Consider the following 16,722-nt stretch of genomic DNA (forward strand, 5'->3'; position numbering starts at 1 on the left):
CTAACCCCTCTGCGGGACGACCTGGAAGTACACCGCGGTCATCACGAAGTTGGTCACGAACAGCAACATGAAGGTGATCACGACCGACTGGTTGACCGCGTCGCCCACGCCCTTCGGCCCGCCCTGCGCGGTCAGCCCCTTGTAGGAGGCGACGATCGCGGCGATCGCCCCGAACACCAGCGCCTTCAGCTCGGCCGCCCACAGGTCGTCCAGCTGGGCGAGGGTGGTGAAGGAGGCCAGGTAGGCGCCGGGTGTGCCGTTCTGCAGGATGACGTTGAAGAAATAACCGCCCGCGACGCCGACGACCGACACCAGACCGTTGAGCAGCACGGCCACCACCATCGAGGCCAGCACGCGCGGCACCACCAGCCGGTGGATCGGGTCGATGCCGAGCACCTGCATCGCGTCGATCTCGTCCCGGATCTTGCGCGCCCCGAGGTCCGCGCAGATCGCCGTGCCTCCCGCGCCCGCGATCAGCAGCGCCGTGACGATCGGCGAGGCCTCGCGCAGCACCGCGAGCACGGACGCGGCCCCGGAGAACGACTGGGCGCCGAGCTGCCGGGTCAGGCTGCCGATCTGGAGCGCGATGACGGCGCCGAAGGGGATGGACACGAGGGCGGTGGGCAGGATCGTGACACTCGCGACGAACCACGCCTGCTGGATGAACTCCCGTGCCTGGAAAGGCCGTCTGGGCAGGGTCCGGACGACGTCCAGGGCCATCGCGAACAGGTTGCCCGAGCGCCGCAGCGCACCGGTGGGGGACAGGCTCATGCGTCGGCCACCTCCCTGCGCTGCAGCTCGGCCTCCCGTGTCGCGATCGCCTCCCAGCGGGGCGGTCGGGTGATGCCGGGGCCCGGCAGCAGGCGGGGGGTCAGGGGCCTGCCGCCGGGAGGGCTGGTGGGTTCCTGGATCTGGGCGAGTTCCTGTTCGACCTGGGCCGCGTCCTTCTCCTCCGCCATGCCGATCGGCCCCTGCATCCGGCCGTTCAGGAACTGGCGGACGACGGGCTCGTCGCTGGTCAGCAGCTGTTCGCGGGGCCCGAACATCACCAGCTCGCGCCGGAACAACAGCCCGATGTTGTCGGGGACCTGGCGGGCGGAGGCGATGTCGTGGGTGACGATGAGGAAGGTCGCGTCGATCTGCGCGTTGAGGTCGACGATGAGCTGGTTGAGGTAGGCCACGCGCACCGGGTCGAGGCCGGAGTCCGGCTCGTCGAAGAGGATGATCTCCGGGTCCAGGACCAGCGCCCGGGCGAGCCCGGCGCGTTTGCGCATACCGCCGGAGATCTCGCCGGGCAGCTTGGCCTCGGCACCGAGCAGCCCGACCATCTCCATCTTCTCGAGCACGATCCGGCGGATCTCGCTGTCCGACTTGCGGGTGTGCTCGTGCAGGGGGAAGGCGATGTTGTCGTACAGGTTCATCGAGCCGAACAGCGCGCCGTCCTGGAACAGCACGCCGAACAACTTCCGCACCTCGTACAGATCGTGCTCACGCAGTTTGGTGATGTCCCGCCCGGCCACCGTGACCGAGCCGCGGTCCGGCTTGAGCAGGCCGACGAGCGTCTTGAGGAACACCGACTTGCCCGTCCCGGATGGGCCGAGCATGACCGAGACCTCCCCGGCGGGCAGCGTCAGTGAGACGTCCTGCCAGATGACCTGGTGACCGAAGGACTTGGTCAGCCCTTCCACACAGATCTCGACACCCATCCGGTCCCGCCCTTCGCCCGTGCCCTCGCCCGTGAACAGCTCCGACGACTGCTCTACGGGGAGGGGCGGGGCGTCCGTCGCGGCGGACCCGGATTTTTTTCGGACTGGTTTCGCGGGCCCTACGGCAGCTTCACGGGAGGCGTACTCGCGGTGGGCACGAAGCGCGGGGCGGACGGCACGGCGTCAGGGGCCGGGACCGGCGCGACCGACGGCGGCGAGGGGACGGCCGACGCAACCGGAAGGTCCGGAACCCGCGGGACCGCGGGAACCGACACGCTCGGAAGCGAGGCCGCCGGGACGGCAGGCAGGGCAGGCAGGGCCGGCACGGATGGCAGGGACATCTTCGCCGACGACCCGTCGGCAGTGGACGCGGCCGGCCGGTGCACACGGCCCGCCGGCCCGCGTGCGCCTTCGGGCGTCCCGGGGACCCGCACCCGGGCCGTGCTGTCCGACCGGATCGCCCCGGCACCGGCGGACACCGCCGGCCGGGGCGCCGGCCCCTTCCCGCCGCCGCCCAGCGCGTACGGCAGCGCGAAGCCCGCCACCACCAGCGTCGCCGCCGCCGAGGCCATGGCCACCGCCTGCGCCTTGCCGCCCGCGTGCGGCCGGCCGCGTCCCAGCAGGAACAGCACGAGCCCGAGCGTCCCGGCCAGCGAGGCGCGCAGCGTTCGCCGGGCGCGGGCCAGCAGGGACTCGACGGTCCGGTAGCTCAGCCCCATACGCACGGCGACCTGGCCGACGTCCAGGCCCTCCGACTTCAGCCGCAGCGCCTCCGCCTGCCGGGCGGGCAGCTCGCCGCTGCGCACGGCGAGCCACTTCGCCTCGGCCCGGTCGCACACCGCATCCTCGACGGGTACCGGGCTCGGCGCGACGAGTGTGGGGCGGCTGCCCACCTCGGCCTCGCGGTTGACCTGCCGGTGCCGGTCGACGCACAGCCGCATCGTCACCGTCGTCAGCCAGGCCCCGAGCCGCTCGTCGTCGAGGTCCGGGCGCTCCGCGGCCCGCAGCATCGCCTCGTGCACGGCGTCCTCGGCGTCCTCCTGGCTCACCGACCGCCGCCTGGCCACCCTGAGCAGCTGCTCGCGTTGGCTCCACATGCGCAGCCAACGCTCGTCGTCGGCCGCTGTGTCCGCAGGCATGTCCGTCGCCATGAGAGCCCCTTCGCACTCACCCGCCGATCCTGTGCTTCCGGCGGGTCGCGACATTACCCCCGAGTAGTGGCAGTTGTGGAGGGGGAGACGTCCATCGTGTTCCAGCCGTTGCCGGTGGTCAGCGGCCCCGCGTCGGGCAGCACACCGCCGCCGGGCAGCGTGAGGGTCGGTTCGGGGACGGGAACCAGCGGCGGCCCGGACTCCGTGGGGACGCCGGCCTTGGGGGACGGGCTGGGGGTGAGCGAGGCGGGCGGGGCCGACGGCGTGTGCGAAGGACCAGGGCCCGGCTTCCGGTCGTCCGACGGCTTCGGACTCTTCGGGTTCTTCGGGCGGTCGGGCTTCGGCCGGTCTGACCGGGATCCGCCGGACGCGTCCGGCACCACGCGGTGTCCGGTCAGGTAGTACGCGTACCACGCCTTGACGGTGCGCAGATAGGCGTCGGAGTGGTTGTAGCCCAGGATCGCCCGGCCCAGGTCGGCGGGGTTCGACAGGTCCCGGCCGCCCGCGCACAGATAGCGGCCGGCGGCGAGCGCCGCATCGTAGACGTTGTTCGGGTCGGTCCGTCCGTCGCCGTTGCCGTCCGCTCCCCAGCGGGCCCAGGTGGACGGGATGAACTGCATCGGGCCGACCGCGCGGTCGTACAGCCTGTCCCCGTCGTACGCGCCGCCGTCGGTGTCCGCCACGACGGCGAAGGCGCCGCCGGTCAGCCGCGGGCCGAGAATGGGCGTAACGGTCGTCCCGTCCGGGGTCACCCGGCCGCCCCGTGCCTGCCCGGACTCCACCTGGCCGATCGCGGCCAGCAGCTGCCAGCGCAGTCCGCAGCGCGGCGCGCTGCGCGCCAGCTCCTCCTCGGCACGCCGGTACGCGGCGAAGACGCTCGCGGGCAGGGCACCGCCGCCCGTCACTCCCTGTGCCGAGCCCTTCTTCCGCGTCCGCAGCGGAGGAAGGCCGGGGCGGTACGGGGTGTCGCCGGACACGCTGAGGCCGTGTTCGGCGGGAGCCGCCGCACGCGCGGGCTCCACGGCCTCGGCCGAGACCGCCCTCGGCGCCTGCGACGCGGCCAGCACGGCCATCGCCGCCGCCGCGATCGCCGTACCCCTGGCACCCCTCAGTGCCCCCTTGAGTGCACGCGCTGTCACTGTGCAGTCCCCTCCGTCCCCTCCGTGGCGAATCCGTCGTCTGCTCTACGCGGCCGGAGGGCAGGTCCGTCGCAGGAAACCGGGGGCACGGGAGGCGCATGCCGATCTGGCGGTCGCAGGGGCCGTCGAGGCCGGCGCCGCCGGCGATCAGCTCGTCGACCTGCCAGGTGCCGGCGCCGGGGCAGCCGGTGAGGGCTTCGGCGGTGGCGTGTGTCGGCAACCGCCCCGCCGGGCGCTGTACACCGACTTCGACGCGACGCCCGGGCCGAACGCGTCGGCCACCTCGTCCTGGATCAGCTTTCACCACTGCCCACCCCGGCCAGCGCCGCGGATGCGGCGCCGGTGCGGGGGGCCGTGGCACGCCGACCGTCCTCTGCGTAGGTGGGCGCCCGCTGAGTCGGTTTTTGCCAGGTGAGCCCGGTCCCGATCTGGCGCGACCTGGAAGTCTTCGTGCAACTGCTGGCGCGCAACGCCACCGGTGAGCCGATGGTCCCCTACACCAGCAGCTGGACCGGAGTCACGGACGGCGACGGGCTGCGCACCTTCCACATGGTCCTGGTCGACAATGGCCGCACCCGCGCGCTGGCCGACCCGGTCGGACGGCAGGGCTGCGCTGCATCCGCTGCGGTGCCTGCACGAACGTCTGTCCCGTCTACGAACGCACCGGCGGCCACTCCTACGTTCGGTCTAACCCGGACCCATCGGCGCGATCCTCAATCCCCTGCTCAAGGGGCCCGACGACCCCCAGACCGCCTCACTGCCGTACGCCTCCACACTGTGCGGCGCCTGCAACGACGTCTGCCCCGTCCGCATCCGCTTCACTGACGTCCTGTTCAAGCTCCGCTCGGACGTCGCCGAAGGCAAGTACGGTTTTATCTGTCCCGGCGAGGTAGAAGCGATGCTGCGCGGTGTGCTGGACAGCGGCATGTCTGCCCCCGAGCGCGAGTTGCGTGTGCGCCCTGCGGATGCCTCCCCAAGCGTTCGGGTAGTGGGGCTCTCGGCATTCCGCCTTCGGGACCGGCAAGGGGCCGTCCTGGGTGTGGCGGCGGCGGTGATCGATGTCGGCGAGCGGGAGAAAGCACGGACGTTCGCCCGCGGCGTCTCTCTGCGCGCAGCGCAGCCTGATACATCCTCTCCGGGAAGGTGGCGGAACGGGACGGTGAATGCGCAGCCAGTGGCGCGAAGGCGGCAGGCTGTCGTACTCTTATCCGGAACTGGTTCCGGTTGCCAGTTGCACGAAGGGAGTCGGCATTGACCGGCAACAAGGGGGACACGGCACGCTCCCGCCGACCGCTGCGGGCCGACGCACAACGCAACGAGGACCGACTGCTGGAAGCGGCAGCGGCCGCCTTCGCCCGCGAGGGGGCGGGCGCCTCGGTCAAGGACATCGCCAAAGCGGCCGGAGTCGGCGTCGGCACTCTCTACCGCCGGTTCCCGTCCAAGGAACTACTGGTCGCGGCGATCTACCGACTCGAGGTACAGCGCCTGTGCGAAGCGGCGCCGCACCTGGCGACCACACAGGCACCCGTGGACGCGCTGCGGACTTGGATGGAACGCTTCATCGACTTCATGGCCGCCAAGCAGGGGATGGCCGACGCGCTCCGCGTGGTGCTGACCGACGACAGTGAGAAGCTGCAGACCCGGGCCATGCTCGCCGAAGCCATCGACCACCTGCTCACACCGGCAGGGGGCCCGTCGGTGGCACGGCCGGAAATCAAGGCCCAGGACATCCTGATGGCCCTCGGCGGGATCAGCCTCATGGCCGGCAACGAGAACCAGCGCGACCTGGCCACCCGACTCATCGACCTACTCCTGCACGGCATCGTGAAGAACTGACACGATCTCCCCGCCTGACCCTCGATCCACCCCATGAATTCCGATCGTCGCCTTCGGGTTTGTTCAGGGTGATCTTTCGGGGTGTGGGCAGCGGCGGTTGTCGGGTGGCCGTCCGGCGCGGGGTCTCCAAGGTCTTTCGAGTCATGGGCGGGCGGAGGGGTTGCGCTGTCAGGTGAGCATGCGTTGTCCGGTCGCTGTCCACAGGTCGGTGAAGTCGGCTTCCCGGCGCCAGTGTTCGGGCAGGTGGAGTGTGAGGCGGCGGGCGCCGGTGGCGGTCCGGGCGGGGATGTCGACCAGGTGGCGGCGGATGGTGCCGGTCCGTGCCTTGGCGTGGAAGGCGGAGGCGAGGTGGCTGGCGGCGCGGGTGGGGTTGTAGACGGTGGCGGCGAGGGTGAGCCAGGCGGCGTTCGCGGTGAACTTGCCCGAGGGCAGGTGGGCGAGTGCGGAGTCTGTTCTGCGGGACCAAGTGGGCCGGCGACCACCACGATGTCGCCCTGGTCGACACCGCGGAGCCCTGTTAGCCCGGGCCCGGATCACCGACGACGCTGTTGGTCTGCAGCTGCTGCTCGGCGAGCACGGCGACGCTGCAGGCACCCCGCCCGCGGTCGCGATCGAAACCTCCGGCGGCCTGCTCGTAGCCTGCCTCCGAGCCACCCAGCGCCCCGTCTACGCAATCAACCCCATGGCCGCCGCCCGCTACCGCGACCGACACGCGGTCGCCCGCAACAAGTCCGACCACCTCGACGCGATGGTCCTAGCAAACATCCTTCGCGCCCGACATGGCCGCCCACCGGCCGCTGCCTCACAACGATGAACTCGCCGAGGCCGTCGCGGTCTTGGCCAGAGCACAGCAAGACGCCGTCTGGGACCGCACTCAGGCAGCCAACTATCTCCGCTCCCACCTGTGCGAATACTTCACCGGCTTCCTCACCGCCTTCCAGTCCTCATGCGAGGGACTGTGCTCCCCGCTCGCGCGTGTGGTCCTGGCCGCTGCGGCCGCTCCTTATGAAGGCCGGCCGCCAGCGCAGCGTCGAGGCTGAAGTCGACCGGCTACGTGAGGCCTTCCGACTGGTGCGCAATCCGACCCGCACGCAGCTGATCCGCAGCTGTGCGGCCTGGCGGTCGGACGAGACCGCGTTCCGCGACCCCATATCGGCGACCCGCATCGCGCTCATGCACCGCCCGGGAGAGCCTGCTACCTGATCAAGAAGGACAGCAGGGGCTGTCAGTGGGCGGGGCCGAGTGCGATGTCGTGTCCGAGCTGCTGGCCGGCCCGGTCCACGAGCAGGAACTGGGCATACGGTGCGTGCTGTGAGGAGGAGGCGATCAGGGTGTATGCCCCCGGGGGAAGCCCGGTGATCTGGTAGCGGCCGTGCACCGTCCTGCCTTGCGTCCAGCGCTTGCCCTGGCCGGTCACCACGGTGATCCACGCCTCGCAGCCGCCGGGGTGCAACGGGCAGCGCAACGTGCCGCTGACAGTGACCGTGTCAGCGGTGTGCGCCGGGTCCAGCGCGTGGGCGGCTCGTTCTGGTGCGTCGGCCCTGTCGGCGGGACGGGACGGGCCGGCGGCCCCTCCGGCCCGATGGCGGCCGTGTCCCTGTGCGGCCACCCGGGGGGTGGGGGATGCCACGTCCGAGTGGCCGGCGGCGGTGGGGTCGGCAGCCGCCGACTGCGGCGCGATGGTCACGCTCAGGCCGACGGTGTCTGCCAGGTTCGCCAGCACCTCATCCAGGGCGGACAGTTCCCGAAGGGCGACACCGAGCCGCTCAGCTTCCCGCCCGGTAGGGGCGTTCAACAGGAGGGATTCGGTTTCGCGGATCATCGGACCGACCCGGGTCCACCCACCGCTGCGCCGCCCCGTCGTGATCTGCTCCTGCAGGGCGTGCAGGGAATCGGTGAAGACCTCGGTGATCTGCTCCGCTCGGGCACGCAGTGGGGCGGCGAGGTCGATGTCGGCGGCGGTGGCCAGGGCGTGTGCGTGCTGGGTTGCGGTGCCGAACAGGGCGAGGAGGTTCTCGTTGCGGCGCCCGCGCACCCCCAGCGGCATGCGGACCAGCGGCTTTAGCGCGTCTCGCAGTTGAAAGAGGGCGGCATCCACGCCGCGGGCCGCACCACGCAGCCGGGTCGGTGCCTCGGGGTCCCGCCAGCGCTCGGCGACCTGAGCGATGAGCTGCTCCAGTGCGGAGAGGTAGCCACGCTTGGCCTCGCGGTCGATCTTCCTGTTCGACACAGGGAAGATGACGGCGGCGCACACGGTGGCGATCACGATGCCCACGCCGTTGTCGATCAGCCGCTTTGTCAACAGCCAGTTCATGTCGGAGTACGGCATGCTCAGGCCGTACAGCTGGGTCAGCGCGGCGACGAGCCCGACGACGAAGTAGGCGTATTGCCGCTGCATCCCCCATACGCACAGGGACATCGCAACCGCGATGAACGCCGTGGTCTGGTACAGGTGGCCCGGACCGATCAGATGGAGCGCGCCGATCCCCAGCACCGCCCCGACGACCGTTCCGAGCAGCCGGTGCGCGAGTTTGCGCAGCCGGTCCGGTGTGGTGCTGACACCGAACAAGGACAGCATCACCCCGCTGACGCCCCAGTAGAAGTGGCCCGGGTCGATCGCGTCGGTGATCGGGCAGACGATGGCGATGGCGATCGCGGTCTGCAGCGGTGTGCGCAGAGAGGGCACGGCACCCCGCCAGCCCCTGGCGCCGTGGACCATCCCCGCACGCTGTGCGACCAGCGCGGTTCCGGCCGGGCGGTTTTGCACCAGCACCACGGTCTTTCGGAACGGGACCCTGGCGCGCTCCGTGGGTGAGTTCTCTCCCAGGTTCAGCCAGCACGCGAGTGCGTCGGCGAAGGCATCGAGCAGATCGCCGACCCGGCGGGCCAGCGCGCGGACCTCGGCCTCCTCGGCGCTCATGCCTTCCTGACCGGCACCGGCTTGCTGCCGGATCAGGTCGGCGGCCGGGCGCAGCGCGTCGGCCCGGCCCAGGTGCGTGTCCCGAGCGATGACCAGGCTGACAACCATCGCCTCGCGCAACCGGGTGGGCACGTGACGGGACGCCAGCTGCTGCACGGCTTTTCCGATGCCCTGCAGGGCGAGCTCAGCGTCGAAGAGGTACTGGTGCAGGAGCTCGGCGGTGTGCGGATCGGCCGCCACCGCGGGTTGGTCGAGGTGGCCGTCGATGGTCAGCGTGGTGATGTTCAGCCGCCGCAGCGTGCGCCGCATACGCCTCACCGCCCTGGCCCGGTTGGCGTCCGGAGTCAGGGCGACCGATGCGGTTTCGGTGACCCGCCGCGCCTCGACCAGAAAGGCGCGCTGGATGCGCAGCAAGTCCTCGCGCGGCATGGGATAGCACAGCACGAGCCAGGCGACCAGCATGGCAACCGTGGTGGCGATGCCGAGGATGAGGATCCGCCACCACAGGGCCAACGGGATCGGCGCTACCATGCCGAACATGCTGGCGGCGAACATCATGGTGCCGGCGGTCAGCCAGATCGGACCGAAGCGCGCCAGCACGAAGATCACGGCCGCCAGCAGCCCTATCAGGCACATGCTGAGTATCCGGTGGGGATGCAGCCACAGGACAAGCGGCAATACCGCGGAGAACGGCAGCGGCATCCACAAGATGGCGCGGGCCAGACGCAGCGGGGTCTTCTCGGCAACCAGGAAGCAACTCAGAAATCCCGTGAGGCCGCCCAGAAGCATGCTCAAGAACACGGGCACGCCCAGCGGGTCGGACAGCTCGTAGCCAGCCGTCAAGGCGACCGACATGGACACCAGTGCACGCCAGCCCGCTTGGAGCTGGAGTAGCCCGGGGTCTGCGGCGAGCACCCAGTCCCACCAGCGTCTCGGCCCGCTGACCCGGTGCGGGACGTGGATCGGGGGCGGCCCGGCGGCGTCCACCGCCGCGTCCGCTTGGGGGGTCTCCGTAGCTGACGTGCTCAACTGTCCTCCATGGCAAGTGTTTGTGCGATCATGCGAATAGCACCGCGCGGGCCAGCGCGACGGCGCGTTCCGAGTTCAGTCGCCGTCGCGACTGGCAGTCAGGCACCGCGGTAGTGCCCTGCGTGCGGTGGAGCAGCGAGATACGGGGCGGGCACCGATCGCCGCTGCGCGACGGCGGGCTCGGGCAGGGTCGACGCTGATATCGGCCAGGCGCGCGCCTGGTTCCGGACTCGATGGGCAGCGCGCCTGCGCCGGTGTGGTCCTGGCGCGGGGGTGCGCCAGGACTCGCGCATCCCCGGGGCCGGAGGCGCGTCGGTTAGAAGTTCCCTACCACAGGGTGCGGGACGTAGGGTGCCTCGAGTTGGGCCACCTCGTCGTCGGTCAGGCTGACTTCCAGCGCGGCCAGTGCGTCGTTGAGGTGGCCGGGCTTGCCCGCACCCACGATCGGGGCGGATATCACCGGGTTGCGCAGCAGCCACGCGAGCGCGACCTGCGCCCGAGGAATGCTCCGCGCGGCGGCGATCTTGGCGACCTGCTCGACGACCGCCCTGTCGGCGGTTTCGGTGGCGTTGTACAGGGTGTCGCCGAAGGCGTCGGCCGAGGACCGGTCGGTCACCGTGTCCCAGTCCCGGGTGAGGCGCCCACGGGCCAGCGGACTCCACGGGATGACACCGACCCCCTGGTCGGCGCACAGGGGCAGCATCTCGCGCTCTTCCTCGCGGTTCAGCAGGTTGTAGTGGTCCTGCATGGACACAAAGCGCGCCCACCCGTTCATCTTCTGCAGGTACAAGGCCTTGCTGAACTGCCAGGCGTACATGGACGAGGCGCCGATGTAGCGGACCTTGCCGGCCTTCACCACGTCGTGCAGTGCCTCGAGGGTTTCCTCCATCGGCACCTTCGGGTCCAGACGGTGGATCTGGTAGAGGTCGATGTAGTCGGTGCCCAGACGGGTGAGGCTGGCGTCGACCTCGGTGAAGATCGCCTTACGGGACAGTCCGCTGCCGTTCGGCCCCGGACGCATGACGCCACAGACCTTGGTCGCGACAACGACCTCGTCGCGGCGGGCGAAATCCCTGACGGCGCGCCCCAGGATCTCCTCGCTCGAGCCATCCGAGTAGACGTTCGCCGTGTCGAAGAAATTGATACCCGCCTCGATCGCCTGCTTGAGGATCGACCGGCTCTCCTCCTCGGGCATGCTCCACGACGGGTAACCGCGTTCCGGTTCACCGAAGGTCATACAGCCCAGGCAGATGGGTGAGATGTCGAGACCGGTATGACCGAGCTTCACATATTCCATGTTGATGTCACTCTCTGGGTATCACAGGCAATGGAATGCCACCGGCCCTAACGTTCTGATGTCGCCTCAGCTGCGAGGCTGCGGGGGGCGGCGTGCTGCGGGCCCCGTACCGGCGCGGGATCGTCGGCGCCGGCACAGGGGCCTCGCAAGGGGATTGCCGGAGGGAGGGCCCGTCCAGCGGTTTCGTCCGTGGTCTGTTACCAGGTCTGGTCGCCGGCGCGGACGAGGATCTCGTTGACGGCGACCCGGCGGTCCCGGGTGACGATGTAGGACACCGCGTCGGCGATGTCCTCGGGGCGCAGCATCTCCATGCCCTCAACCTGCTTCTCGATCGTCTGCCGCACCCCGTCGCGCAGGTGCGAGCTGAGCTCCGTGGCCACGGTGCCGGGCTCGACCACGCTCACCCGCACGCGCTTTTGCATGACCTCCTGCCGCAGCGCCTCGGTGAATCCGTTGACGCCGAACTTGGTCAGGTTGTAGACGGCAGTCCCGGGCCGGGCCACCCGGCCCGCGGTGGAACTGATGTTGACCAGGTCCGCCACCCGGCGCGGGGAGTCCTCTGCCGCTCGCAGGAGGTGCGGCAGCGCAGCGTGGGTGACATACAGCAGGCCCTGGACATTGATCTCCAGCATGCGCTCCCACTCCTCGAGCGGGGAGTCCACCGCCTGCCCGACGCCCATGGTTCCGGCGTTGTTGACGACCGTGTCCAGGCGCCCGAACTCGGCCACCACAGCCTCCACTGCCGCCGCGGCCTGCTGCTGGTCGGTGATGTCCGCGGTGACCACGAAGGCCCGCCCGCCATCGGCGCGGACCTTGTCCGCGAGTTCCTCCAGCCGCTCGCGCCGCCGTCCGAGGACGGCGACGGCCGTGCCCTCAGCGGCGAGGCTGCGCGCCGTCGCCTCGCCGATGCCACTGCTGGCGCCGGTCACCAGCGCCACCGTGTTCTGCAGTCGTCCAGTCATGATGTCTTCCTCCATGTGTGGTGATCGCGGCCTGACAGGCCGCAGGTTGTAGCGGGCCGCGGCCGACGGACGTTTGGGCGGGGCCCAAGCGCGGGCCCGCGTTGTCGCCGTACCGAGTGCGGTGGGAAGTGCCGCCGCTCCGACCCCTCGATCTCGGCCCCCGTGCGGGGCGGCCTGGGCGCGCAAGAGGCTGCCCGTGGTCCAGTTGCGGCCGCCGATGTGCGGGCGAGGGCTTGTGGGTGGTGGCGGTTCAGTGGGTGTGTTGCAGCAGTTCGACGAGGTTGCCCTCGGGGTCGGCGATGTAGGCGAAGCGGATCCCGGGCCGCCGGGCCGGTGCCGGCGGGGAGATAGTGCGGGCGCCGCAGGCGACCGCGTTGGAAACCGCCGCCTCCAGGTCGTCCACGGTCAGGGCCCAGTGGAAGTAGCCCTGGACGCCTGCGCCCTCGACCAGATCGGCGAAGTGCTGCGGTGCCGAGCCGACGCGCTCGGTCAGTTCGACCGAGGCGCCGCCGGGGCCGATGAGGAGCACGATGCGGATACCGGCCTCGGGAAACTCGGTCCGGTACCTGTCGTGGAAGCCGAACGCCTCGATGTAGAAGCGGCGTTGCCGGTCGAGGTCGGCGACCGACAGCCCGATGTGATCAAAGGAGACCGTGGACATGGCCAGTTGTAATGCCTTACCGGTCAGCGCGCCGTGTATCCGCCGTCGACCGGGAGGGCCGCGCCGGTGACGAAGGTGGACCGGTCGGAGCACAGCCACAGGACGGCGTCGGCGATCTCTTCGGGTTCGGCGATCCTGCCGATCGGATGGGCTGCCACCCGGGCCGCCATCACCTCCGGCGAGCGTCCTTCGACGATCAGCGGCGTGTTGACCAGGCCGACGACGAGGGCATTGACCCGGATGCCGCTCGGCCCGTAGTCGAGTGCGGCGGTTCGGGTCAGCCCGATGACGCCGTGCTTGGCCGCGGTGTATCCGGCGAAGCCCGCCACTCCCACCACGCTCGCCCCGGAGCCGACATTGACAATGGAGCCGAAGCCCTGCGCCTGCATCTGACGCAGCTGGTACTTCATCGACAGGAACGTCCCCCGCAGATCGGTGGCAATCATGCGGTCGAAGGTCTCGCTGGGGTAGTCAGCCAACTTCCGCAGATCGTCTCCGCCGCTGATCCCGGCGCTGTTGACACCGAAATCCAGCCGCTCGGAGTCTCCGACAGCCACCTCGACCGCTTGCGCGACCGACTGCTCGTCGCTGACATCACACGCCACGTGGCGGGCGGTGCCACCGGCTTCGGTGATCATCCGAACGGTCTCCTCCAGAGTGGCCACCGTGCGTCCGGCGACCGTCACGGTGCAGCCGGCCGCGGCCAGGGCGAGTGCCGAGGCCCGGCCGATACCGGTGCCGCCGCCGGTGACCAGCGCCGTGGTGCCCTCGAAAGATTTGTCCATGATCTCTTTCCTGTCTTCCCTGCCTGATCCTGTTCGGGTGGCGTAGCTCTTCAGTGAGGCCGGAGCCGGGGAGCGCGTCGGCGGGATCGTCCCGGGTGACCTCGATCACGTCGCGGGAGACCTGCCGGTGGGCGTCGCCCGCGCCCCTGTGGTGGTTGCTTCGGGTTCCGATGGCGGCAAGGAGCCGGTCATGCATGACACCGCCGGACGGGCCGGAGTGCGGCCGCTCGCGGAGAAGCCCGATGTCGCAGTACCCTGCCATCCGGAACCAGTTCCGGTTGAACCATAAGCGGAACTGGTTCCGGTTGCAAGTGTGGCGGGAAGAGGACCGGGACTGGCCGACGACGACAGGGGCGGCCCCGACGACAGGGCCGTCACCGTGTGACAGCCCAGGTAATCGCGAGTCGGCGCACAACCCCGCGGTAGCTCGGGGTCGTTGAAGCCAACGAGCGGTTCCGGACGCCCTGGCGGCACAGATGCACGCGCTCTCGCCCACACAGACCAAACTCGCCGTCTCCTGCGGGCGACTACTTCGCACAGGTTCCGGCAATAGGCGGACAACCGGATCGCATACCGGCGGCATGGCTCTGACATGACAGGGGCGGGGTGACAGTCATCCGCGCGGTGCTGCCGGTTCTGGCCTCAGGCCTGGTTGCACGGCCCGGGGCGGACGTCCGAAGCGCGTCCCCCCGGCGCAGACCGTGCGGCCACCGGCATGAACGCCAACATCCGCACCATCGGCGGTGCCATCGGAGCCGCTGTGATGAGCAGCCTCGTGACCGGTCGGCTGCAGCCCTCCGGCCTGCCGTACGGCTCCGGCTACACCCACGGTTTCGCCCTGCTGACCGGTGCCTGCCTGGCGGCCACGCTCGTCGCGCTACTCGTCCCGGCCCGCCGCGCGGCACGGCAGCCCACCGCAGCGGAGCCAGTGCCGCAGTCGGCCTGACGCTGACATCGGTGGACCACCAGCCGGCCGCATCCCCCGAACACCACATTCGCTCCTTCGGGGGATGCACGATTGGGGACACGTCGTGCGAGATGGTCGCGTCGGGGTTCCCGGTACCTGACCGACGCCGCCGGGTTGCGTCCTGAGAAGTCGTGTACGGGCTCCCATCTGATCCGAACTCCTTGCCGAGGATGCGGGCGGCCTCCGTCCAGGGCTCACCGCCGACGCCGGTGATCAGGGTGAACCGGCCGTTTCCGCCCAGGTCCAGGCCAGGTCCAGGGTGGACGGATTGCGGGTGCCCGCGGAGAGCCAGGCGTGCGGGAGCTTGGCGCCGGGGCGGGTGCTCGGCTGGAAGTGCAGCTCGGGGTCGCGTGCGAAGCCGGGTACTCGGTGCCGTCCGGGACGATCGCGGCGGAGGCGTAGCGCTGGAGGTCCACGCCATGGGCGTTGAACTCGTATGCCTTGAAGGCGATCGCCTCCCGCAGCCGCGCCCGCTGCTCCTCGGCCTCCGTAGCGGCGTCCTTGCGGGCGGCGATGTTCCGCCACAGCTGCTCGAGGGTCTGCGGCGCCAGGCCGCCGAGCGCCTCGAAGACGGGTGCCGTCTCACCGATGGACTGGTTGGCCCGAGTGACGACCTGCTCGCCGACCGGTGCCCGCTCGTCACTGCAGGTGTCCAGCAGGGACGGGGACGCGGTGCCGTCCAGGACGAGCTTCAGCTTCCGCGCCAGGTTGTGGGAGTCCTGGATGGAGGTGTTGGAGCCCAGCCCGTTGGCAGAACACCCGGCCGCTGGAGCACGTCTCGGCGTACATCTCGTTGACCGTCCACGCGGAGGACGACTCGATGGTCACCGGGATCTCGTCGTCGCCGATCAGCTTGCGGACGACGGACAGGGCGTACTCCTCGGTGAGGTCCGGCGGCCCGGCGTCGGCGTCGTAGCCCCACACGATCAGCCACTCGTTCCACGTCCGTACGCAGCGCACCAGGCCGGCGCCGATGCCGCCCACGGTCGCGCCGGGCGCCAGCACCCAGTAAAGGGCGGCGGGTCGGTGCGCCACGTACTTGGTGAGGTCCGCGTCGAAGACGATGTTGATGGTGCCGGCCACGCCCATCTGGCCGCCCATCGGCAGCCCGGCGTCCTCGGCCACCTTGCTGCGGCCGCCGTCCGCGCCGATCTGGTACTTGGCGCGGATGGTGTACGTGTCGCCGCGCAGCCGGTCGCGGACCAGGGCGGTCACGTCCTCGGCGTCCTGCTCGTGCGACAGGTACTCGGTGCCGAAACGCAGTTGGCTTCCGCGTGCCATGGCCCCGTTCACGAGCACCGGCTCCATGAGGCGCTGAAGGCATGTCGCACATGCGGGTGGGGCTCGCCGGCTCGTGCGCGGCCTGCACGAGCGGTTCGTTGCCCCAGGACCTCAGCCGGCCGAACTCCTCGCCCGCGATGGTGGTGCAGAAGACGGTGTTGCCCATCAGATGCTGCGGGGTGGCCTGGGCGATCACATCCTCTTCGACACCCAGGTCACGCAGCACTTCCATGGTGCGCTGGTTGGTGATGTGCGCCCGGGCGGCGTGGCGCGAGGCGTGAGTAGCGGGTGACCATGACGTTCGGCACGCCAGAGGTGCTCAGCGCCAGTGCGGCGCTCGCTCCCGCGGGCCCGCTTCCCATGATGAGCACATCGGTCTCGACGGTCGGCACGGTTGTCATCGGGACGTGTCCTCCCCATCCGCCAGTCGCTTGTTCAGCCAGGTCATCAGTGCCTCGGCCACGTCGTCGGAGTTCTTCTCGCCCATGGGCAGGTGACCGTTGCCCGTGAGCCCCAGGTCCGCCAGGCGCAGCAACTCGACGTCGGCACCGGCCTGGACGAGGTAGTCGGCGACACCGTGCTGGAACGCCGCGAACGGCGAGGCGTGGGCCGCGACCACGGCGATCGGGAAGCCCTGGAGCCCTGGCAGGGACCGCACGGCGCCTGCCTCTTCGTCCTGGACGAGACAGTCCTGCAGCCCGTCGCCCCCGCCTCGCGCAGCCGAAGCACGGCCGGTCCGATACGGTCCAGCAACTCGGCCCCGCAGCGTCGCATCTGCTCTTCGTTCTCGGCGAAGGTGGGCGGGCTCGGGCCCTGGCTCGCCATCACCTGGTCCAGCGCGGAGTCGTCGCCGATCTCGCCGCCCCCAGGCCACTGGCCACCAGGTTGTCCCGCCCCCGTTATGTTTTCCGCGGTCCTGCAAGAGGGCCGCTGGCCTCCGGGCCCGGCATGACTGTTCCCCCCTGTCGAGCGGATGACCTGGGGGGTG

Annotated in this window: 11 protein-coding genes and 4 pseudogenes; 4 read left to right on the plus strand and 11 right to left on the minus strand. The window is 70.4% G+C overall.

The annotated features are described in order from the left end of the window. The 4 genes from ACFY0K_RS44230 to ACFY0K_RS44245 form a co-directional block, all read right to left on the minus strand. Window positions 1–771, minus strand: a complete 771-nt coding sequence (locus tag ACFY0K_RS44230) for an MlaE family ABC transporter permease (RefSeq protein WP_390644698.1) — start codon at window positions 769–771, stop codon at window positions 1–3. Further along, window positions 768–1,706, minus strand: a complete 939-nt coding sequence (locus ACFY0K_RS44235; protein ID WP_390644699.1) for an ABC transporter ATP-binding protein — start codon at window positions 1,704–1,706, stop codon at window positions 768–770. The genes ACFY0K_RS44230 and ACFY0K_RS44235 overlap by 4 nt, the downstream gene beginning before the upstream one ends. Before the next feature lie 119 nt (window positions 1,707–1,825). After that, window positions 1,826–2,857: a sigma-70 family RNA polymerase sigma factor gene (locus tag ACFY0K_RS44240; protein ID WP_390644700.1), complete on the minus strand. Its 1,032-nt coding sequence runs from the start codon at window positions 2,855–2,857 to the stop codon at window positions 1,826–1,828. 53 nt (window positions 2,858–2,910) lie between these two features. Beyond that, the gene (locus ACFY0K_RS44245; RefSeq protein WP_390644701.1) at window positions 2,911–3,996 is read right to left on the minus strand and encodes a lytic murein transglycosylase; all 1,086 of its coding nucleotides are present in this window, start codon (window positions 3,994–3,996) and stop codon (window positions 2,911–2,913) included. A 420-nt stretch (window positions 3,997–4,416) separates the two neighbouring features. Between ACFY0K_RS44245 and ACFY0K_RS44250 the strand changes: the two are divergent. From ACFY0K_RS44250 to ACFY0K_RS44260, 3 genes and pseudogenes are all read left to right on the plus strand, one after another. Continuing rightward, window positions 4,417–4,858: pseudogene (locus ACFY0K_RS44250) on the plus strand (4Fe-4S dicluster domain-containing protein); the annotation flags it as partial. Between the two features lie 389 nt (window positions 4,859–5,247). Beyond that, on the plus strand, window positions 5,248–5,832 hold the full coding sequence (locus ACFY0K_RS44255; RefSeq protein WP_390644702.1) for a TetR/AcrR family transcriptional regulator: 585 nt from the start codon (window positions 5,248–5,250) through the stop codon (window positions 5,830–5,832). 440 nt (window positions 5,833–6,272) lie between these two features. Continuing rightward, window positions 6,273–6,900: pseudogene (locus ACFY0K_RS44260) on the plus strand (IS110 family transposase); the annotation flags it as partial. A 157-nt stretch (window positions 6,901–7,057) separates the two neighbouring features. Here the strand turns inward: ACFY0K_RS44260 and ACFY0K_RS44265 are convergent. The 5 genes from ACFY0K_RS44265 to ACFY0K_RS44285 all read right to left on the minus strand — a co-directional run bounded on the left by ACFY0K_RS44265 (window position 7,058) and on the right by ACFY0K_RS44285 (window position 13,486). Continuing rightward, complete coding sequence (locus tag ACFY0K_RS44265) at window positions 7,058–9,607, minus strand: FUSC family protein (RefSeq protein WP_390644703.1); 2,550 nt, start codon at window positions 9,605–9,607, stop codon at window positions 7,058–7,060. Window positions 9,608–10,097: 490 nt separating this feature from the next. Beyond that, entirely contained in the window at window positions 10,098–11,078 is a 981-nt protein-coding gene (locus ACFY0K_RS44270; RefSeq protein WP_390644704.1) for an aldo/keto reductase, read from the minus strand. 197 nt (window positions 11,079–11,275) lie between these two features. Continuing rightward, complete coding sequence (locus ACFY0K_RS44275) at window positions 11,276–12,040, minus strand: SDR family NAD(P)-dependent oxidoreductase (RefSeq protein WP_390644705.1); 765 nt, start codon at window positions 12,038–12,040, stop codon at window positions 11,276–11,278. 250 nt (window positions 12,041–12,290) lie between these two features. Further along, entirely contained in the window at window positions 12,291–12,701 is a 411-nt protein-coding gene (locus ACFY0K_RS44280) for a VOC family protein (protein WP_390644706.1), read from the minus strand. Between the two features lie 23 nt (window positions 12,702–12,724). Continuing rightward, a complete protein-coding gene (locus ACFY0K_RS44285) occupies window positions 12,725–13,486 on the minus strand; it encodes an SDR family NAD(P)-dependent oxidoreductase (RefSeq protein ID WP_390644707.1) in 762 nt (253 codons plus the stop codon). Between the two features lie 700 nt (window positions 13,487–14,186). Here ACFY0K_RS44285 and ACFY0K_RS44290 point away from each other — a divergent pair. Next, window positions 14,187–14,432 (plus strand): annotated as a pseudogene (locus ACFY0K_RS44290) (MFS transporter); the annotation flags it as partial. Window positions 14,433–14,628: 196 nt separating this feature from the next. Here the strand turns inward: ACFY0K_RS44290 and ACFY0K_RS44295 are convergent. Both ACFY0K_RS44295 and ACFY0K_RS44300 read right to left on the minus strand, forming a co-directional pair. After that, a pseudogene (locus tag ACFY0K_RS44295) lies at window positions 14,629–16,135 on the minus strand (FAD-dependent monooxygenase); the annotation flags it as partial. Then, window positions 16,132–16,392, minus strand: coding sequence for a hypothetical protein (locus tag ACFY0K_RS44300; protein ID WP_390644708.1), 261 nt, complete (start codon window positions 16,390–16,392; stop codon window positions 16,132–16,134). The pseudogene ACFY0K_RS44295 and the gene ACFY0K_RS44300, both read right to left, overlap by 4 nt. Between the last annotated feature and the right edge of the window lie 330 nt (window positions 16,393–16,722).

The organism is Streptomyces sp. NPDC001507, from assembly GCF_042894765.1.
In the GTDB taxonomy this organism is placed as follows: Bacteria; Actinomycetota; Actinomycetes; order Streptomycetales; family Streptomycetaceae; genus Streptomyces.